Annotated in this window: 22 protein-coding genes; 8 read left to right on the top strand and 14 right to left on the bottom strand. The window is 30.9% G+C overall.

What is annotated here, in order from left to right:
* Positions 1–116 precede the first annotated feature (116 nt).
* From CVO_RS00415 to putP, 8 genes are all read right to left on the bottom strand, one after another.
* Positions 117–731 (bottom strand): hypothetical protein, encoded by a 615-nt coding sequence (locus CVO_RS00415; RefSeq protein WP_159569369.1) that lies wholly within the window; start codon positions 729–731, stop codon positions 117–119.
* A gap of 2 nt (positions 732–733) precedes the next feature.
* Positions 734–1,072: a hypothetical protein gene (locus tag CVO_RS00410; RefSeq protein ID WP_159569367.1), complete on the bottom strand. Its 339-nt coding sequence runs from the start codon at positions 1,070–1,072 to the stop codon at positions 734–736.
* A gap of 110 nt (positions 1,073–1,182) precedes the next feature.
* Entirely contained in the window at positions 1,183–1,518 is a 336-nt protein-coding gene (locus CVO_RS00405; RefSeq protein WP_159569365.1) for a hypothetical protein, read from the bottom strand.
* A 9-nt stretch (positions 1,519–1,527) separates the two neighbouring features.
* The gene (locus CVO_RS00400) at positions 1,528–1,779 is read right to left on the bottom strand and encodes a hypothetical protein (protein ID WP_159569363.1); all 252 of its coding nucleotides are present in this window, start codon (positions 1,777–1,779) and stop codon (positions 1,528–1,530) included.
* A 371-nt stretch (positions 1,780–2,150) separates the two neighbouring features.
* Complete coding sequence (locus tag CVO_RS00395; protein WP_159569361.1) at positions 2,151–3,089, bottom strand: hypothetical protein; 939 nt, start codon at positions 3,087–3,089, stop codon at positions 2,151–2,153.
* Positions 3,076–5,640 carry a hypothetical protein gene (locus CVO_RS00390; RefSeq protein WP_159569359.1) on the bottom strand — a complete coding sequence of 855 codons (2,565 nt, stop codon included), beginning with the start codon at positions 5,638–5,640 and terminating at the stop codon, positions 3,076–3,078. The genes CVO_RS00395 and CVO_RS00390 overlap by 14 nt, the downstream gene beginning before the upstream one ends.
* Positions 5,641–6,085: 445 nt before the next feature.
* Entirely contained in the window at positions 6,086–7,177 is a 1,092-nt protein-coding gene (locus tag CVO_RS00385; RefSeq protein WP_159569357.1) for a tyrosine-type recombinase/integrase, read from the bottom strand.
* Between the two features lie 200 nt (positions 7,178–7,377).
* Complete coding sequence (gene putP, locus CVO_RS00380; protein ID WP_159569355.1) at positions 7,378–8,856, bottom strand: sodium/proline symporter PutP; 1,479 nt, start codon at positions 8,854–8,856, stop codon at positions 7,378–7,380.
* Between the two features lie 227 nt (positions 8,857–9,083).
* Here putP and CVO_RS00375 point away from each other — a divergent pair, with 227 nt between their 5' ends.
* The 3 genes from CVO_RS00375 (at position 9,084) to CVO_RS00365 (ending at position 10,554) form a co-directional block, all read left to right on the top strand.
* A complete protein-coding gene (locus CVO_RS00375; protein WP_159569353.1) occupies positions 9,084–9,593 on the top strand; it encodes a lipocalin family protein in 510 nt (169 codons plus the stop codon).
* A gap of 93 nt (positions 9,594–9,686) precedes the next feature.
* The gene (locus CVO_RS00370) at positions 9,687–10,010 is read left to right on the top strand and encodes a hypothetical protein (protein ID WP_152300122.1); all 324 of its coding nucleotides are present in this window, start codon (positions 9,687–9,689) and stop codon (positions 10,008–10,010) included.
* A 112-nt stretch (positions 10,011–10,122) separates the two neighbouring features.
* Complete coding sequence (locus tag CVO_RS00365) at positions 10,123–10,554, top strand: hypothetical protein (protein ID WP_159569351.1); 432 nt, start codon at positions 10,123–10,125, stop codon at positions 10,552–10,554.
* Here the strand turns inward: CVO_RS00365 and CVO_RS00360 are convergent.
* Positions 10,547–11,434: a ketopantoate reductase family protein gene (locus CVO_RS00360; RefSeq protein WP_159569349.1), complete on the bottom strand. Its 888-nt coding sequence runs from the start codon at positions 11,432–11,434 to the stop codon at positions 10,547–10,549. The two genes, CVO_RS00365 and CVO_RS00360, sit on opposite strands and share 8 nt — an antisense overlap.
* 172 nt (positions 11,435–11,606) lie before the next feature.
* On the opposite strand from CVO_RS00360, the gene CVO_RS00355 reads away from it, so the two are divergent.
* From CVO_RS00355 to CVO_RS00345, 3 genes are all read left to right on the top strand, one after another.
* Entirely contained in the window at positions 11,607–12,308 is a 702-nt protein-coding gene (locus CVO_RS00355) for a peroxiredoxin (RefSeq protein WP_152300125.1), read from the top strand.
* Positions 12,309–12,498: 190 nt separating this feature from the next.
* On the top strand, positions 12,499–12,918 hold the full coding sequence (locus tag CVO_RS00350; protein WP_159569347.1) for an FKBP-type peptidyl-prolyl cis-trans isomerase: 420 nt from the start codon (positions 12,499–12,501) through the stop codon (positions 12,916–12,918).
* A gap of 74 nt (positions 12,919–12,992) precedes the next feature.
* Positions 12,993–13,190 (top strand): hypothetical protein, encoded by a 198-nt coding sequence (locus CVO_RS00345; RefSeq protein WP_152300127.1) that lies wholly within the window; start codon positions 12,993–12,995, stop codon positions 13,188–13,190.
* Here CVO_RS00345 and CVO_RS00340 read toward each other — a convergent pair.
* Both CVO_RS00340 and ahbA read right to left on the bottom strand, forming a co-directional pair.
* Positions 13,187–13,876 (bottom strand): Rossmann-fold NAD(P)-binding domain-containing protein, encoded by a 690-nt coding sequence (locus tag CVO_RS00340; RefSeq protein WP_159569345.1) that lies wholly within the window; start codon positions 13,874–13,876, stop codon positions 13,187–13,189. The two genes, CVO_RS00345 and CVO_RS00340, sit on opposite strands and share 4 nt — an antisense overlap.
* A 27-nt stretch (positions 13,877–13,903) precedes the next feature.
* Positions 13,904–14,902 carry a siroheme decarboxylase subunit alpha gene (gene ahbA, locus CVO_RS00335; protein ID WP_159569343.1) on the bottom strand — a complete coding sequence of 333 codons (999 nt, stop codon included), beginning with the start codon at positions 14,900–14,902 and terminating at the stop codon, positions 13,904–13,906.
* 133 nt (positions 14,903–15,035) lie between these two features.
* Between ahbA and CVO_RS00330 the strand changes: the two genes are divergently transcribed.
* Complete coding sequence (locus tag CVO_RS00330) at positions 15,036–15,605, top strand: precorrin-2 dehydrogenase/sirohydrochlorin ferrochelatase family protein (protein WP_152300130.1); 570 nt, start codon at positions 15,036–15,038, stop codon at positions 15,603–15,605.
* A gap of 87 nt (positions 15,606–15,692) precedes the next feature.
* Here the strand turns inward: CVO_RS00330 and CVO_RS00325 are convergent, their stop codons facing one another.
* The 3 genes from CVO_RS00325 to CVO_RS00315 all read right to left on the bottom strand — a co-directional run bounded on the left by CVO_RS00325 (position 15,693) and on the right by CVO_RS00315 (position 18,358).
* Positions 15,693–16,898 (bottom strand): MFS transporter, encoded by a 1,206-nt coding sequence (locus CVO_RS00325; RefSeq protein WP_159569341.1) that lies wholly within the window; start codon positions 16,896–16,898, stop codon positions 15,693–15,695.
* The gene (locus tag CVO_RS00320; protein ID WP_152300132.1) at positions 16,891–17,787 is read right to left on the bottom strand and encodes a glycosyl transferase; all 897 of its coding nucleotides are present in this window, start codon (positions 17,785–17,787) and stop codon (positions 16,891–16,893) included. Before CVO_RS00320 ends, CVO_RS00325 begins: the two co-directional genes overlap by 8 nt.
* Before the next feature lie 178 nt (positions 17,788–17,965).
* Positions 17,966–18,358, bottom strand: a complete 393-nt coding sequence (locus CVO_RS00315) for a hypothetical protein (protein WP_152300133.1) — start codon at positions 18,356–18,358, stop codon at positions 17,966–17,968.
* Between the two features lie 487 nt (positions 18,359–18,845).
* On the opposite strand from CVO_RS00315, the gene CVO_RS00310 reads away from it, so the two are divergent.
* A complete protein-coding gene (locus CVO_RS00310) occupies positions 18,846–20,486 on the top strand; it encodes a nitrite reductase (RefSeq protein WP_159569339.1) in 1,641 nt (546 codons plus the stop codon).
* The last annotated feature ends 157 nt before the right edge of the window (positions 20,487–20,643 follow it).

The following is a 20,643-nucleotide window of genomic DNA, read 5'->3' as shown; positions in this document are numbered from 1 at the left end:
CAAATATGTTCTACAAATCCCTTATTTATGGGCTTTTTTGAAGATTGTCAAAAATTTCCCTTACAAAACAGATCATATTTTTAAAAAAAACTTTTTGCAGTATTTTTTATGTAAATCTAAATATATTCTTCTTGTTCTTTAGTTAATATTTTGACTAGCTTTTCAAACCATTCCAGATCTTCATTAGTGGTGCTAAATTTATCAATTATCTGTCCATAAGCAAATGCATCTGCTATATTTAACTCTGGAAACTTCTCTTGCACTTCAAGCACTCTTACATTTTTTCTGCAACGATTAAGTCTTTTTTTGAACTTGTCATTATGCTTTTCAAAGTATCTGGTACTTGAATACTTTAATTTTTTCTTTCCCTCATTACTATTAGGCTTTATGATTGTTATCATGAAAGACAATAGAGAGTTTCTAGCGATAGAATAGCCCCTGTAAAGATGTTCATAATAGGCTTTTTTGAGCCAAGTTTCAACTCGTTTCTCATTTCCACTTTTACTGTTTTGAGCTTTTATACCATCGATTTCATCCATTTTATAAATGATTTTTCTTAGCTCTTCATCGCCTTGTGTAATATCCCATATTATTCCAGTAACCGCATTAATTGGCTTATCTTTTATGATGTATGGTCGCTTAAAATCTTCATCGGTTAACTTGTCGTAGAGATGCTGAAATGCATCAACTGAATATTTATGTATGTCAAGCAAAGAACCATTACTTTTCATTTTTATCTTCCTCCTATATGGTTTTTTATAAATTCATCGATATCTTTATTTTTTACTTTTAAAATAGACCTGTCCTCTAGCTTTAATGTATAAAAATTATGTGAGGACTCTACACTGCAAACAAGCTTATTGAAATCCTTATATGTAGTTTTTTGACCCACAAGGCTATTCAATTTCTTATCTTGTAAAAAATCATTATAATTTTCAACGGATTTTGCATGATTATTTAAAAGATTAGCAAAAATCTTTTTTCTCCATATCCTTTCACTCTTGAGTGGCTTAAGACCATCTTTTTTAAGCCATGCTATAAACTCATCAAAATCTTTATAGTTTTCTTTCATCTTCTTCCTCTTCTTTATGAGTTATTGTTATTATTATTTATATATATGTCTAATTTTTAGACTAAAAAATCTAAAATTTAGATTTTAGAATATACTTTTTAGACACTTATCTAATTTTTAGACTCGCCCACAATCGTATTATTTACAAAATCGCTCCACCATAGTTTAGTTGTTCGCAAAAAACCGCTTGTGAGATCCTTTTCTACCAAGCCTCTATCTATCAGTTTTTGTACACTGTTATATGCTGTCGCTCGTGAAAAATCAAACATCTTGCCAAGCGTTTCAATTTTCCCGTAATACCAACCTCTAAACTCACTCTCTGGATTATTACTGAGATTATAGATAGCATTGGCAATACAATAATCATTATTACTGAGTCCATGTTTTATACGATATTTATGGATTATAGTCGTGTACAATACATCAAACTTTTCCCTTTTCTTCATCGAAATTTCTCAGTATGTTTTGATTGTTTTTGTTAAAAAGTCGGCGACATCTAAAAGATTAAATACAACTTTTGCATTTTTAGCCTTACCTAGCTTTTTGTAGTTAGGTAATCCTGTACCTTTAGCGATGTAGAGATCTAATGTTGAGCTACTTATACCTAGCTCATTTGCCATCTCAACTTTCGATATTACTGCTCTTTGATATTTTTTTAACAGATACTCATAGAGTCTCTCTTTTTGTAAATCTTCATCACTTTGCATAACTTTTCTCCTTTTTGTTTAACATGAGAAAAGTATAGATAAAGAGCCAAAAAATGGCAAAAATCTAAAGAAAGAAATAGCTGTATTTAGGCGTATTTAGCAACATTAACAATTTAAAACTTAGTGGATTTAGACGTACTTTAGAAACAAATAAACGCGATTAGGCGTAATTTTTCACTAAATTTAGCAAATCTGGATATATTACTAAAAGTGTTACTATTAGTAATATATTTAGGGAAGTGTTCAAAACTTTGTGTCAGGCAGACAGAATACTAAATTCTAAGGGAATGACTTATGAAGTAATAGTTCTCGATGCTGAAATTGAATCTCATTTATCTACGGAGATTAATAATCGTAAAAACAAATACTCTCTAATTTATCGTGGATATTCCATATGCAACATCAAATACATTATCATATCCAATATCATTACTAATATATTTTTCTATATGTTGCTCATAGTCTTTAGAAGTTGGTAATCCTTCCAGTTTAATAAAAGTTTTTAAATTAAGTCTTTTAAATAAGCTATTTAATTCATTAATAATATGTTCTCTAAATATAGCTTGTGATAAATTAAATTTAATATATTTATAATTTTTGTAAAACTCAGTTGTAAGCTCGTCACTCATACTTCTTTGACTCCATCCCCATTCACTTGTTAAGTCATTAACATATAAAAACTGCTTTTCTCTATACTTCTTTGAATCATAGTTGTAATAGTTGTTATTTCCATTATATAAATTATCTTTGAAAGCCTTAGGCATTAATGAATCAAATTTATCTATGGAAGATAGGATTCTTTTGTATGAATATATGTTTTGAAGATTTTTTGGTATAGAAATTTTCCATAACGATTTATTAGCAATAAACTTAGGTAATAATTTCTTATCTTTATTTTTTGGTGGAAGTTGAATATAAAAAAATTTAAAATCAAAAAATTTGTCAGGGAGTAGACTAATAAATCTTATTTGTTTTTCATCACTGTTATGCACTTCATATATTTCATATATAGCATCTCCATACCATGAAATATCTCTTGCTATACTTTCTATCGCATATTGAACTAATTCATCAATATCGTATGTATCCGAATATGCATTAAAGCTATTTAAGATACTTGCTACTAATTTTAAATCTTTTTCATCAGCATCTATTGTAATTTTAATTGTATCTTCATTTTTATTTAATCTTATAGGAATGATTCCAGTCGCAACATCATCAACAAACATTTTTTTATAAAAAGAACTATTGTCATATGAACCTCTACTATATTCATGTGGCAAATAACTTTTTAATTTATTTTCTTGCATTTTGATACTCTTCATAAATTTCTGTATTTCTTTTCATTGAGTCTTCAAATTTTTTATTATTTCTTTTCCATCCAAAATTAAAATTTTTATCTTTAAAATTTTTGTTGAGGATTGAATAAATAAAAACATCAATGCCATCAATATTATTTCCATATTGCTCATCTCCAAGAAATTCTCTTATTAAAGCACTGTCATGTAAAATAATATTTTCATGATGCATAAAAGAATATTTTCCTTTATTTGCTTGGACAAAAGAATCTCTTTCAATATTAGCTTCCAAATAATCTTTTACTTTATTTTTCCAATTAAACCTTTGTTCGTCGCCAATTGGCATCCCCATTGCAGATTCTGTTGTGAATATTATCGTTTCAAGAAACTGAACATTAAAGGTACTCACTGCATTATTAAATAAATCTAGCCATAGTTTTTCAATAAAAATCCAAGTTTCTTGTTCGTAATTAAACTCAAGTACAGTTTTGATTAATCCTGTAATTTCTATTAAGTTCATAATTGGATGAAACGATACAATAAATTCATTTTCTTTTCGCCAATCAAATTCATTAATATTATTAAATTCTGGTCTTAGCTCTTCATATTTAATTAAACTACTAAATAAAAATGATGGGTAAATTTCTTTTAAATAAACAAAATTTTTTTCAATTGAAAGTTCAAGTAAATTATCGCTTGTGAGTTGAAGAAAATAACCAAATATATCAGGGAAATTTTCATCTTCTCTTTTTCCAATTTTATGTAAAATTTTACCAATCTCAAGAATCGTTTCTTTTCTCAATTGATTGTTTTGTTCTTTTAATTTTTCTATAGAGAACTTTTTCCAATTTAAACCATCAATTTTTCTTTCTTTTTGATATTCATTCAATATTTCTTCTATCTTCTGATAATGTATTATATATTTATTGATTGTTTCCCACTTCTGAGTCAGCATAATAGAGTAAAGTTGTAAATCTTTGTTTTCCAAATCTTTATTAAAAAACTCATTTAATAATTTATCAATACTTTCTATATTGCTAATGAAGTTTCTTGAAATAGTTAACATTAATATTTCTATTTGATACCATTTCGGTGTAATTTCTTTACCATTTTCTGCTTCATACTCAATTTTTAATCTTTTTTGTAGCCAATTTAATGATTCTATAGAATTCTCTTGAAATTTATCTTGTAAATTATCTTTTGCTAAATTATTACTATTCACTACTGTTGAAACATCTGAATAAGAATAAATATTTATATTGTGGTAAAAATTAAATATTATATTTAACGGTAGTGAGTAAATATATTGGATTAATTCAAACATCTCTGAGTGATTTAATGAATCTAATTTATATATATTTTCTTTAAGCCGAGTAATTATTTTTATAGCATACTCAATATTTCCAAACTGGACTAAATAAGATAAATATTCATCAAAACTAGATAAAATATTCTTATAATGCTCTATCTCATTATTTTGTATTTTATTAATTAAAATTTTTATCGTATATGGAATTAGTTTCTCTTCTATCCAAAATAAATTATACTTTCTATCTCCTTGTGGCATTGTTGCAGATTGTAAAAATATATTTAAACCTGTATTCCCTGGTTTATACAAATCTTTATATTCAACTTTTTGCTTATACCATAAACTTTCATATGGTATCAAGCGTTTTTTTCCTTGATAGTATGTAAGTAAGCGTAGAGTGCTGAGTGATATTATGTATAATGAATCATTATGTATTTTATAGTTAACTAATGATGTGTATACTAATGATCTTAGTAGTTCAAGCTCTTGTGATGCTAGTGTATAGCGATGATTTTGAAAATTTTTGTCTTGATGGTACATATCTTGTTTAATTGAATTATTTATATATTTGTATAAATTCATAAATATAGAATTGGAGAGAGTATCCACATTAAGCAATTTAGATGTGTACATACCAAGTTCTATATATGAAAAAATAGTCATGCCAATCAGAAATAACATAATTGGTATGGCAATATAAATTTTTTCATAACCTAGTAGGAAAAACACTATTAAACTAAATGCAAAAAAAGTTGTATTTGATAAAAATTTTATATATGAATTACCAAGTTTTTCCCTATAAAGTAAATCTCTTAAATTATTAGAAAATGTTGAATATAGAGTTGCATTAATAGCACTTAGTGATGAAAAATATAGTGCAATAAATACTCCGCCAAGTGTTGCTATCGCACCTAAAAAAGTTACATATTCAGAATCCGTAATTGAATTTAATTTGAATGACACAAAAGTTGGTGTCATAAATTCATTAAGTACAAATTTGAAAATCATTTCAATAAAAGGATTTACTATTTGCAAGAAATATGTTCCAAGTACAATAAAAAAAATATTTAAAAAAGACCAATTTTTAAAGACAGTATATGTTTCATATGTTTCTTTTTTATTTTCAATAAATCTTTTTGAATTAAAGTTAGCCTTTTTAGTTTTAAATATAAAATTGTTAATTTTTGATTGAATAGACCAAAAAACTGCATGTTGAGAGAGAAGTAGATATAAGTAATTCTTTATTCTTTTCAACTCAGTAATCCTTAAAAAAATATCTATATTTCATCATTGTACTATTTTGATACTTTTATGCTTCCATAATATATATTAATAAATTATATTTTTTATACCATACCTACATCCAGAAATAACTATTTAAAATGAAGTTACAAGATTTTGGTAAAGAAATAAAGCCCTTGTTTTGATCTTTTGTAATTTTGTTATGTTGCTTTATAATATTTAGTATTCGAGACAATACATTATCAAAAAAATGCAACAATAGTATTTTCCATGACCTGTAAGTTTTGGAATTTACCCCAAGTTTCAAACTAAGTTGTTGAGTTATAATATAATTTTAATGACTATCGGTTACTGACACAAAATTCTGAACGGTCTCTTATTGTCAAGTGCAGAGGTAAAATACACCAACAAAAAACACAAAAATAGTACAGGTTTTTAGCCTTACTCTCTTCTATTATTAAAATCCTAGTTTTAAAATACTATCTCTTCCTGTATCGGTATTTAGTTTTGCATACCTCAAAGTCATCCTTATATCTTTATGGTTAAGCAGCTTTTGAATTGTAAATATCGGTGTACCGTTAATTGCTAAATGTGAAGCAAATGTATGTCGCAAAGTATGTATAACAACTTTGTGCTTTGCATCAATATCATCATCATTAAAAAGCCTATCAAGAATAGTTCTAGCTTTTAATTTTATTTGATCATACAGGTTTGCTTCATTTTCTTTTAAAACAGGAGTATCAAGTTTTATATTTTTCACTCTTATTTTTAAAAGTTCTTCAAGCTCTTGGCTACCTAAAAATGCTATATATTTTTCATTGTTTTTCTCATCCAACACACTTATGGTCTTTGTTACAAAATTTATATCTCTTGGTGTAATCTTGCAAATAGCTCCAACTCTAGCTCCTGTAGTCAAAGCAAGCAGTGTAAATATGTGTAGCTGCTCATCTAGCTTAGTATGATCTAGCAAAGTAAAAATCTCTTCTTTACTTAGATATCTTTCTCTTATATTATCAACTTTTAATGATTTGATTTTTTTCAATGGATTCTGAGTAGCGATATTTTTTTCGATAGCATAGTTAAAAATGGCACTCATTTCTCCCAAAATAGTGTTGACAGTTTTTAGAGCAAACTCTTTTAATTTAAGAGTCTGTAATTTTTGTATCTCTTCTGATGTAATGCTTTTTATATCTTTTTTACCCAATAATGGGGATATATGCATTTCATACTTTCTTTTAGATAGTTTATTGTTACGGTTATGGTTCTCTTTTGATTTATAATGCTCTAATGCAATGCTATCAAGCGAAACTATATCTTTTTTCTTTCTCTTAAGAACAGCTGGCGGTTCTTCTCCGAGTTTTATTTTATTTATAAACTCATTTCTTTTGTTGTAAGCATATGTCTCGGTAATACCGTTTGATTTTTTACCTACCGTGAACCAAGTTTTTTTATTTTCTGCGTCTTTGTAATTGATGGAGTATGTTATATCTCCATCTGTTAATTTATTAAGATAGACGCCTGAATATTTTTTACTTCTTACTCTTGCCAAATTGTTACCCTATTGCTACCCAAAATTTAAAAATCTATATAAAAGTATAGCAAACTTGATATAATAAAAACAAGGTTTAAATCCCTAAAATATGGGACTTTAAGAGACAATAGACAACTTTAAGAAACTTAAGGAATTCTTTTAAATAGAGTTCGAATCTCTGAGGGTCCACCACCTATTACTTCAAAAAACACACTTAATTAGCTTTTAGACTCTTTCAATTTCTCTTGAACTTCATTAAATACCTCTTCAACATTTTCAGAATTTTTAGAACCTATTTTACTAAACACTAATATAGCAATCCAAGCAGCTATAAAGCCTGGAAGGAGTTCATACAAATCAAAAATACCTCCAACTAGTTGTTTGTATATTATAACTGTTAGAGAACCAACTATCATTCCCGCGATAGCTCCATTTTTAGTTATGGACTTATTGTAAAGAGAGAGAATAATAAGCGGACCAAATGCAGCACCAAATCCTGCCCATGCATAGGACACAAGTTTTAATACACTGGAGTTCTCATCTGTGGAGATGTACCAGGCAATGAGAGCAATAGCTATTACTGTAACTCTTCCCACCCACACAAGTTCTTTATCACTTGCATCTTTTCTAAATATGGCATGGTAAAGATCTCTTGTAAGAACAGAAGAGGAGACGAGCAATTGAGAGTCAACAGTGCTCATAATTGCCGCTAAGATTGCTGCGAGTAAAAAGCCTGCTATCCATGGGTTAAAAAGAAGTTGAGAGAGTGTTATAAAAATTTTTTCGCTGTCTTGAAGCCCCACTCCGTGTGATACTACATATGCTAGTCCAAAAAATCCTACTGCCAATGAACCGATAACCGAGACAACCATCCATGTCATGCCTATGGTTTTTGCACGCTCCATCTCATCTTCATGGCGAATAGACATAAAACGAACCAAAATGTGCGGCTGACCAAAGTAACCCAGACCCCAGGCCATTAAAGAGATAACCCCAATTATAGATGCTCCGCTAAAAATATCCAGATTTGAGGGATCAATAGATTCTATAATTTTGAGTCCCTCACTTAAGCCGCCAATATCTGAAAGAACAACAAAAGGCACAACGACTAATGCAAGCATCATAAGTATGCCCTGAATAAAATCTGTCCAACTTACTGCATTGTAGCCGCCTAAAAAAGTGTAAGAGACTATAATAAAACTTCCAACAATAAGTGCTGTATCATAGTCAAGATGAAAAGTTGCCTCAAAGAGTTTTGCACCACCGACAAGTCCTGAAGAGGTATAAAGAGTGTAAAAGATAAGAATAACTACAGCCGTTACAACCCGAAGAGAATCACCTTTTTCATTAAAGCGGTTTGAGAAATAGTCAGGAATAGTAATCGCATCTTGAAGATAATGGGTGTAAACACGAAGCGGTTTTGCCACATAATGCCAGTTAAGATATGCCCCGACTATAAGACCCACAGCTATCCAACTTCCGACAAGACCCTGAGAGTACATCATACCAGGAAGCCCTAAAAGCAGCCATCCGCTCATGTCCGATGCTCCAGCACTCAGCGCTGTAACTCCTGGACCTAAATTTCGTCCTCCTAAAACAAAGTCACTCAAATCATCTGTTTTAAAATAAAAATAAAATCCTATCCCTACCATTATTAGCATATAAGCTATAAATGAAATAATTACCGGTGTTTCCATATTTTATGTCTTTCCTTATATTATGTATTTCCTTATTGTGGGTTTGAAACATTATATCAATATTACGAAAATCCTCCAAATGAATCCATAAAAGGCCGATAATAAATTTATCAGCTCCTTTTTGATGTCAAAAAAATTGTTAAAATTGGCATAAAAATAAAACCTTATAAGCTCTTTTTTATGATATCCTCCATAAACTTTAACAACGGAAATAAAAAGGATTTTAAATGAAGCGTATTGTATTGGCATTGAGTTTTCTCTTATCACTTGTTGGCTGCACAAAACAGTATGAACCTCTTCCTACCGTAGAGTCGGTAGATCTGCAAAAATATCTTGGAAAATGGTATGAGATAGCGAGATATGATCACTCATTTGAAAAAGGTTGCAGCAATGTAAATGCAACATACACTTTTAAAGAAGATTCAAAGATAAAGGTTTTAAACCAGTGTTTTAAAAACAATACGCTAAGCAAGGCCGTAGGAAAAGCTTACGCTGTAGACAATACAAACGCAAAACTAAAAGTCAGTTTTTTTGGCCCTTTTTATGGAGACTATCAAATTTTGATGCTAGATGACGAATATACTTATGCAGTAATCGGAGAGCCTTCAAGAGAATATTTTTGGATTCTCTCCCGCACACCTACTCTAGATAAAGAGACCACAAATATGATTTTAGCCAAACTTCCATTTTTGGGATATGATAAAACAAAAATTATCTGGACGATTCAAGAACAGTAAAAGCTTTAATTTTAAAATCTCATAACTATTTTGCTAATTTTGTAGATTTAACTATAATGTTTTTTTCTAAAACTTGTAAAGGAAATTAGCAAAATGGATGGAAAGATAATGATTACTTATAAAGTACTCTGCGATAATGACCTCAACCAAAAGATTTCACTTAAAGAATTGCTTAGCAATGAAAAAGTGGCAAAAGCCATAAAATCAGAGTTTGCCAAAGGGCATCGCAATATTACGCTTAATTCAACAGAAGAGGCAACGCTCAGCATTGAAACACTTAAACAGCTTCATACTGTCGAAGTATCTAAAAATGACTTTGCAGATCTTTTAAGTTTAGCAGAAGATGATGCAAACAGCAAAAAGCTCTTAAAAAAAGAGTGTTCCCGCGTAGAACTGGTTGATATTGAAACACTTTAATCAAACTATTTTAAACATAGTATAGTTCTACAAAATATTGTCCAAAAATTTACAAATCTTCTTTACAATATACTCAACTCAAATGGGTTATATAAATTAAAGGAAACAGGCAATGGTAAAGATTTTCATCTTAACAAAGCGTTCTATTTTTTTAATAGTTTTAGTTTCAAATACAATCAACCCACTATTGGCTTCGCCTCTTTATCCAGATTCAGCTTCGCAAAGCTATCAAGAGAGAGCGGTTTCGTACTTAGATATTCAAAACGCTTTAACTTCTAAAGGTCTGCAAAAGGAGATTGCCGAGGCAAAAGTAAAAAAACTCTTCAAAGAAGAGACATCACTAAAATTGGCTTATCTTTACAAACATCCAGATCTTGCATTATCAAAAAATATAGTAATTGATACATTTGCAAAACAGGCTCTGTTTGATAAATATTGTGATTTAAACTCTTATGACTCTTTAGTCGGTTTTGTTCAAAGTATCCATCCAAATCTGGATAAAAAACAATTAAGTGCTATAAAACAGATTGCCAAGCTTAGCTAATTCGTCGTTTTTGCAACTCTAAATACATCTTCTTCATAAAAGGAACATCTATATTGTTCCTTTTTGCCTCTTTGACTATATAGCCGCTTAGAGTCTCAAGTTCATCTCTTTTTCTATTTTTAAAATCCAAGTGCATAGATGTGCTTGAATCATACGGAACTTTACCTGCAGTTTGAAGTGAGTTTTCTATCTCATCATAAATATCTACCCCTTTTGTTTGTGCTACTTCTGCTATCTCTCTTAAGAGCGTTTTTGCTTCATTGTAGTGATTTTCATAAACATCTCGTATATTCGCATCATAATAAGTTGTCAAAGTTGCAAAAGCCGAAATAAATATATATTTTTTCCATACTGCCGCTTTAATATCTGATGGAATTTTATATCTTAAATTTGCTTCATCAAACACAGATGAGAGTTTTTGAACAGCATCTTTGTCTCCTCCAAAAACAGCTGTAAAAACATCCCCTTTTTTACATATAACTCCTGCTTGTTGAATATGTGAAAGTATATAAATGCATCCTTCTAAAACTTTTGCATCTGAGAGCTCTCTTAAGAGATCGGCATTTGAGACTCCGTTTGAAAAACTGATCAAAATCGAGTTTGAATCAATATGAGATGCAATTGCTTTACAAGACTCTTCAAGATCATAGCTTTTGACACAAAAAATCACTATGTCAAAATACCCATCAGCTTCCTGAAGGCTCTTCGCACAAAGATTTACCTGCCACTCTTTTTCATCTTCAACTATTTTAAGTCCGCTAGTTTGTATCTTTGCAAGATGTTCACCTCTTGCAAATCCAGCCACTTTATGAGAAGTTTTTACCAAAGATGCTGCCAAATATCCGCCAACACCGCCAAGCCCAACTATAGCTATTCTCATTTTTTCTCCTTTTTTTAAAATAAAGTTAATTTTAATATATACACTTTAGTTTAAGTCTAGTGTTTATTTTTTTATATTATAATAAAGTTAATCAAAATTAATATTGATTAAAGTTTTAAAATTTAGTAATGTTATTAAAAATTCATAAAAGAGTTTTTAAAAGGAGAAAAATATGGCTTGTGATACAGGCGTAAAAGCTAGAGAAGATAAAAAAGAAGTAGCAGAAAATAACCAAATAGAAACAAAAAAGGAGAAAAAAATGAGTTCAACAATGGTTTTAAGACAAATGCCGGAATTTAAAATGAGTGCATACGATTCAAAAACAGGTCACTATACAACGGTATCAAGTGAAGATTATAAAGGTAAGTGGACGGTGGTCTGTTTCTATCCTGCAGATTTTACATTTGTCTGTCCTACTGAGATAGCTGCTATGAATGCAAAATATGACGAGTTTCAAGAGTTAGGAGTAGAAATTCTTCCTATATCAACAGACACGAAATTCTCACACAAAAGATTTGTAGAGACTGAACCAATCTTAAAAGACTTGAAACTTACAATAGGTGCAGATACTACAAAATCTGTAGCTGAATCTTTCGGCGTGCTTATCGAAGAGGAAGGTGTTGCTTTAAGAGGAAGATTTTTATTTAATCCAGATGGTGTTTGTGTAGCTCAAGAAGTACAGGCTGACTCTGTTGGAAGAAATGTAAACGAGTTTCTAAGACAAGTAAGAGCTTGGCAACATGCAACTGCTACAGGTGAAGTTTGTCCGGCGGGATGGAGACCTGGTAAAAAAACACTTCCGGTAAACACTGATGTAGAACAGATGACCGGCAAAGTAGGTGATTATATTACTATCGAAGAGATATTGTCATAACATTTAGGTATGGATCTTCCATACCTAATCTTTTTTATAAACTTTTATAAACAAATTTTTTAAATATCTCTTTATTTTCTTGTTTATCATCAAATAAAACTAAATCAAAAATCACCTTAATATCAAACTTTAACTTTCATATAAACCTATTTTGTTATAGTGCCGCTTAACTAAAATAAAAGGAAAAAACATGGCTATTAGTAACAATCAAGTAGTTTCTATGGAGTATGAAGTAAAAGTTGAAGGAAATGTTGTTGATAGCAATGTTAATAAAGAGCCGTTAGAGTTTACTTTTGGTACGGGTCAAATCATCCCTGGATTAGAGTCCAGAATAGCAGATATGAGAGAAGGTGAAGAAGCTTCTATCGTAGTTCCAGCAAATGAAGCATATGGTGAGTATAACGAAGAAGCAATACAAAAGCTTCCAAAAGAGCAGTTTGAGGGAATAGAACTATCAGCAGGTCTTCAGCTTCAAGGTCAAGGACCAGATGGCAACCCTATTCAAGTTGTTGTAAAAGAGATTTTAGACAATGAAGTAGTTATTGACTTCAATCACCCCTTAGCGGGCAAAGAGTTAAACTTTAATATCAATATACTCTCTGTAAAATAAAGAGCTTTTTTAGCTCTTTATTTTTATTATTTATTTAAAAATTTATAGCATAATTATCAAAAACGAGGTTTGGTATGGGATGGACATGTCAACATGATCACAAAGGATATTGTAAATTACTTCAAAAAGAGTGTGTGCCAGGAACAAAAGGGTGCATCCTAAAACGCAGTGAGTATATATTTAGCACAGGAAGTTTTGAAGAAGATAAAAAAGCGGCTGAAAAAAAGAGCAGTGAAGAGATTGATTTTGCCGCTTTAGCCAGAAGCAACTAATCCCAAAAATTAAGCGGATTTGGATATAAAAAAGTATAATTTAAATCTTTAATCAGCTTATGAGACAAAACCCTGCGTTTTGTCATACCTTCAAATACTCCAAGTTCAAATCCAAAATTTTTACTATTTTTTTTATGTATCTCAGAACGAAGAGGGTGTTTTGGAGCAACTAAATTATAAATACCTTTCGTTATATCTTTTTTTATCATCATTTTTACAATATCAATAACATCATCTTTATAAATATAGTTTACAAAACCATCGCTAAATACATTTGCATTTTTCCACTTTCCGGCAACTCTATCATCTCCCATTAAACCGCCAAGCCTTAAGATAAGAGCATTCTCTTTTGAGTTAGATACCAACTCTTCAGCCTCTTTTATAAGTGATGGTTCTGTTATCTCAAAACTCTCATCTACATCACAATCAAACTCTCTGTATATCGATGTAGAACTCATTAAAATAAGATTGCAATCAGGTTTAGTTAATGCAACTATTTTTTGAAGCGTTTTGAGATACTCATCTTTAGTATGTATGGCAATTATTATGGTGTCTCTTTTCCAAAAAGAAGAGGTGTCCGTGGTATTTTCTCTTGAAAAACACTCTACATCAAAATCATCTGAGAGTCTCTTAAAAAGAGGTTTTCCAAGCCATCCGCATCCAATTATTCCTATGCTTTTTTTCATTTTTTTTTAAAACTTCTTTATAATTTTTTATTTATTATACTTCTCTTCCCAATCTTCAAATTCTGGGGTAAAATACTCTACTCTTACTTTTTTAAATTCTCGTGAACTATAAAGCGGCATATGCTCTTTTGATTCAATCTCTTCTGCCATCTCAGCAATAATCGCATTTGTCTCATCCGTACTTTTTCCATGAACCATAGTAAAAAGGTTATATGGCCAATTTGGATACTTTGGACGAAGATAACAGTGTGAAACTGCGCTAAATTCAGCAGCTTTTTTACCAATCTCCTCTCCTTTTGCTTCATCTATATCCCATACAACCATTGCATTTGCACTAAAACCTGCTTTTCTATGGTTAAGAATAGAAGCAAATCTTCTCATAACACCAGCTTCTTGCAATTCGTTTAAAATCGAAAAAAATGTATCATAATCTATCTCTAACGCTTCAACTATCTTTTTAAAGGGCTCTCTTATTATCTCTATATCATACTGAGTGCTTCTTATTATTTCATGATGAAGCGGAGTCAGCTCTATATCTTTGTATTTAGCTTTTTTTACTTTCTCTTTTTTATCATCTTTACCGGTAGTATTTAATTTTACATTGATTTTAAATAGTTTTAGTGTCGGAAGAGTGATATAGTCATCTGCTTGTACAGCGTTTGCTAAAATTTGTACAGTTTTTTCAAGTCCGAGTTTTGAATTTGGAGCTACTGCAAGTGTAAACCAAATATTAAAATCATGATTTCTCTCATAGTTGTGGGAAATACCTGGATGAGAGTTTATTATTTTCACCGCATCATTTATCTTCTCTTCAGAAACTTTAAATGCAACCAAAGAAGATTCATATCCCAATCTTTTTGTATCAAATATCGCCGATGTTTGTCGAATAATGTTGTTATTTTTCTCTTCTTGTAAAATAGCAATAACCTCATCTTCACTACTGTTTAACTCATCAGCAATTACTTTAAACGGTCTTGCGACTAAAGGAAAATTTTTCTGAATTCGTGATAAGATTTCATCTTTCATATATTGTTCCATTCATTGTTTTATTTTATCGATTGTAGTCTAATTTGAGTAAATGCTAATTGATTTTTATCAATAAAACTTTTTTTTAAAAGTATGATATTATGTCACACAAAAGAATATAAGAAAGAAAAAAATGAATTACTTTCCAGCTTTTTTAAAACTTGATAATAAAAAAGTTCTTATTATCGGCGGCGGTTGTATAGCTTTTAAAAAATTAGAACATCTCTTAGATTTTACCTCAAACATTTCGCTTATTGCACTTGAATTCTCAAATGAAATGAGTACTGTAATTAAAGAAAAAAAACTTCATTTTGAAAAAAGAAGTTATCAAAAGGGTGATATCAAAGAGTTTGATATAGTCATTATTGCCATTGACAACATCCCGCTACAGGCTGAAATATTTGAAGAATCAAAACAGTATAAATGCCTTTGCAACTCTGTTGATTCAACAGAATATTGTGATTTTATTTTTCCCTCATATATAAAAAAAGATGATTTAACTATTGCCATATCTACATCAGGATCATCACCGGCGGTTGCAAAACATTTAAAAAGATATCTTCAAAAACTAATACCTTCTAATATATGCGAATTTTTGCAAGAGATGAAAGAGTTAAGAAAAACTTTGCCAAAAGGCAAAGAGAGAATGAAAATACTTGATAAAAAAGCACAAAATTATATCAACAGCTGGAGTGATAAATAAATTATAGAAAAGCTGTGATATTATGGATTAAGCTGAAAAAAAACAGACCAAAAATCATCTTATTTTAAAAAAAGATCTCTACAACATCTAATCTTTTAATTTAAAAGACAAATATAATGCTGCAAGAAGCACCATTATTGAACTGCCATAAAGCACTGTATAGTTCAAATAGTGCAAAATTACCCCGCCGATAATTGAAAAAAATAGACCCAAAGAGACGATGTTCATCTGAAGAGCAATGTAAACAGGTCTTTTTTCAGCAGGTGCAATCTTTAATATAAGATTGCTAGATGCTATACGATTACCATCAATTGAAGCACCGATTAAAAAAAAGATAATCATATACTCATATAAAGAAGTTGCATAAACTGCTAAAATAACAGCAAAAACATGCATTATTATTGAAAATTTTGCCGTTAATGTGTTTCGCCCTTTTCCGCTCAGATTACCCCATAAAAAGTTGCTAATCATTGCGCCTACCATTTGTGTCGTTATCAAAGAACCAATTGCCACACCTCCAAGGTCTATCTTTTGCTTGGCATCAAGTATGATAAATGGCAAAGCGATAAGATATCCGTATGCTAAAAGAAAGGTAACAACCTGTATTTGCAAATTCTTATCCGCTTTTAAAAGCAGATAGGAATTTTGTAAAAACTCTTTAAATGTTCTCTCTTTTTTAGAAACTTCTTTTTTTATCGGTTCATCAACTAAAGAAAAAGCAAAAAAACCAAAACCCATAATAAAAGAACTTATTATAAAAAGATAGCCGTAGCTTTGCGGTGCATCAAACGATTCAAGTATCCATGCTGCAAAAGCACCGCTTAAAAGTCCTCCTGCTCCGCTGAAAAACTGACGATATGCCATAGTTTTTCCACGAAATTTATGAGAAAAAATCTTCGCCATTATCTCTCTAAAATAGATTGCTGCAAAACCTGCACTAAAGGAGAACATAAAAAGTCCAAATCCGATAGAAGCCAGTGTTATATTTGGATAATTTTCACCAAAAAGAATAATGGCAACGCCGATAAAAAACCATGATATAAATCTAATAAAAAAGATTTTACGCAGATATGGCAGCATACGGGTATAGCTCTGTGCATGAAATGCGGCAAAAAGCTGCACTACGACAGCTCCGCCTCGAAGCAAAGATGCAAAAAATCCGACAAGCATAGAACTTCCGCCAAAATGATTTACAATAAGAGGTAAAATAGTTGACGGCTCAGCAATCGTTGTCCCAATTGCCAAAAAAAATCCATGTAAAATATTTTTTATATGATTAGAGAACTTATCCATTTAGTTTTTCATAAGCTTCATCTATACTACTGGCTTTTTGTGCCACAAAAAGAAAAACAGCCGCATTTAATCGTGCCAGCTTTAATAAACCATCAGAGGGATTGTTTGTCTGCTCCAAGGACTCTTGCAAAGTTATTTTTTCCCAAGATTTTGAGTAATTTATACCATAATATTGCGGATCTACTATAAACTCTTCAACATCAGATCCATTTACAATCCATAAACGCCCTTTGCTAAAGAGTTCAGGAGTTCCCTCATTCCCTTGAATTAAGGCAAGTCTTTTATATTTATGAGCAAAAATTTCAACATATTTTTTTACAAACGGCTTATGAAATACTCCCGTTATTGCATACTCGCTCTCTCCCACATGTGTCAATTTCTCAATTGTGTTTAATCCCGTGCGAAGGCCGAGTCTCATACGAAGATCTGTTAAATTATGCATCTCTTTAAAAAAATCTGCTCTGTCAAAATAGTATATATTTTTATTCAGTTTTATATTTGTTGCGACTTCTTTTAGTGTAATCCCTTTTTTTGCAGGTGCTAAATCATCTCCGACGACTACAAGATTCAACGCTGAGTTTTCTAAAACTTTTGCAATAAGAGGAAACATAAAAGGGTTATTTACCTTACCGTCAAAGGGGTATCCCAGTTCTATAGAATTTGCCACCGGTGTTTTTTCAATAAACATATCACATGCTTCAACAACACCTCTAAATTCTTGTGTTGTTTCAGGCTTGAGTCTCCATCCAAGTAAAAAAGCAGCTATCTGCTCACTATAAACTGATTGATTTAAAATCTGACTCATCATATCTTTTGATTCTTCAAAAGTTAAATCTCTATTGGCTTTTGCTCCGGTTCCTACTGCATGAATATACTTAAAAAAATCCATTTTTCTCTACTTTTAAATTTTTTATTTTTTCGTATGATATAACTATTTGCTTAATATGAAATAATAAAAGAGATATTAAATTATGAAAGAGAGTTTGATTTAGTACAAAATTTTTATTATATTTATAATACCCCTAGATAATTAAAATCATCTAGGTGAATGAAAGTAAATGATTAACTCAATGGTGAGCATCTTCTTTTTTTAATTCATCAACTATCGCTGCTCTCAAGATTTTCAACTCATCTTCAGACTCTTTGCATTTTGTGCAAGATATATGCTCTTTTGCAAATGTAATTGTTGTTGAAATCATCTCTCCATCAACAAACTTCTCAGCGATTATAGCATTTGATTTAAACGGGGTCATTCTCCATCCCTCTTTTTCGCCGGCAGATTTTATGATTTGCATAACTTTGTCACTGCTGTGCTCTTGTGTATGAATTGCTGTTTTACAAATTGTTCTATCGCCGCTTTGTAAATCAGGACTACTCGAAACTCCTGTAGATGTACTGCAACCAGTTGTTAATAATAAAGTTGCAACAGATGTAACAACTATTAATAAAGCTTTATTCATATTTTTCCTTTATGCTTTTTAAGTAAATTTCACAAAAATTAATTTTATTTATAAAAATTAATTAGTGAATAATATAACACCAAACTTAAAATAAAATTTAAAAAGAGTTACATAATATTTTTTAGCATTTTTATTCTAATTGTCTGTTTTCTTATCTTATATCTTAAATATTATAGAAGTAAAGTCTTGTCTATCATCTTTATAATAGAAACAATATAAAACAAAAATTTGTTTTTAACATTATTACAATTCTATTATCTACTGCTCTTTTTTCTTTATCAGTGCGCTATATTCTATAATTATACATAAGGCATTTTTTATGTAAAAATACTTTCAAAAGTTTCAATATGCTTATATGATTCATTTAGTTACATAAATAATAAAACAAATCTTAATTTTGTAATCTAATAAAAAAATTGATTTGTATCAAGAAACATTTGGTAAAAAAAGATTAAACTACTCCTAATTCTGAAAAAGGAGAAATAAAATGAGATTAAACAAGTTAGTTATGTCGGTTGCTGCAATGGCAATCGTTGGCTCAGGATTAGTTGCTGATACATCAAGTATGGATGTAGAAGCTGTTTTTGAAAAAGAGTGCCAGGGATGTCATGGTCCTAATCACGAAGGCGGTGTTGGTTCAGACCTTCGTCCAAGTGTGATTGGCAAAAAAAATGCTTATGAACTTGCAGAAACTATATTAAATGGTAAAGCAGGTACAGCTATGCCTCAGTTTAAAGATAAATTTGGCAAGGCTGATGCTGATAAAATGGTTGATTATTTACAACACTTTAAAGGCAGAGTAATCAAACAACTTACTCTTGAAGCTGTAAAAGATGGTTGGAAGCCGCTAAATGACAGAATGGAATTTTTCAAAAAATATCCAAAAGCAGTAGATGTTAAGAAAAATACGGATATCTGTTTTGTAACAGAGCGTGATGCTGAACGCGTAGTGTTTGTTGATGGAACAAGCGGTAAAATTTTATCTAGACATCCAGCAGGTTTTGCTGTCCATGTAACAGTTACAAACAAGCGTCAGCCTCGTTATGCTTACTCAATCTCTCGCTCAGGTTTAGTAACAATGTACGACCTTAACACTCCGGGCCAACAAAAAATTGCTGAGTGTCAGGTTGGTTCTGAATCTCGTGGTCTTGCAGTTTCTCCGGATGGTAAATACTTAATGGCTGGTAACTACACTCCGGGCGGTGCTGTGCTTATGGATGCTATGACGCTTGAGCCGTTAAAAGTTTATCCTACTTCAAGTGTTATTCAACCAAATGGAAATATTGATTCATCTCGTGTAGCTGGTATTTTCGATACTCCATACGGTCCTTATTTTGCATTTGCACTTAAAGATGGTGGACATGTTTATATCGTAGACTACTCTAAGCCTGATTTCCCAATCGTTGGAGATATTCCAAATATCGGTGATATTCTTCATGATGGTTTCTTAAATGAAGGTAAAGAGATTGGTCGTTACTTATTTATCGCTTCTCAAGGAAGTGATGTTGTCGGTGTAGTTGATTTTAAAACTAAATCATTAGTAACAAAAATCTATACAGGTCCTGCATCTAAGCCACACCCAGGTCAAGGTTCTTCTTGGTATAATGAAACTCTAGGACAGCAGCTCGGTGCAACTGTTAATATGAATCTTGGTCAAGTAACTATCTGGGATGATCATTTTGATGTAATTCGTCAAATTCCAACTGGCGGCGGTGGATTATTTATAGGTACATCAGAGCATACACCATTTTTATGGGCAGATAATGTTTTAGGTGGTGATGATGTTTGGAATCAAGTTCATTTGATCAACAAACAAACTCTTGAATTAGACAGAATACTTACAGTTGGTACAACTGAAGGTACTGTTATGGATCCTGTAACTCACAAAATTTTATACAAATGGAAAGTTCCAATTGTTAAAGATGAAAATGGTAAAGTAATAGTTCCAAGAATTTTACATGCTGAACCGGCTAATCACGGTCACTGGACTATGATTTCTGAGTGGAATGCAGGTCGTATCGGTATCTATGAAGCAAAAACAGGTAAATTTGTTAAATATATCAATGGTTTAACAACTCCTACTTTTACATACTCTATCGAGCATAGACAAACTATTCCTGGAGCATAATTTCCAAATTGTTGCATCTGCTCTCTTTTCAATAAAGGTGTAACTTATTCTTTCCCCCTTGCTGGGGAAAGTCTTTTTTTATCACAAAATCTAAATTATTTAACTAAAATTAATGCATACATAACTATAAATCATTATGTAAAATTTGTAATTTATG

Source organism: Sulfurimonas sp. CVO (assembly GCF_009883775.1).
In the GTDB taxonomy this organism is placed as follows: domain Bacteria; phylum Campylobacterota; class Campylobacteria; order Campylobacterales; family Sulfurimonadaceae; genus Sulfurimonas; species Sulfurimonas xiamenensis.
This window is presented reverse-complemented; position numbering and strand designations above follow the sequence as displayed.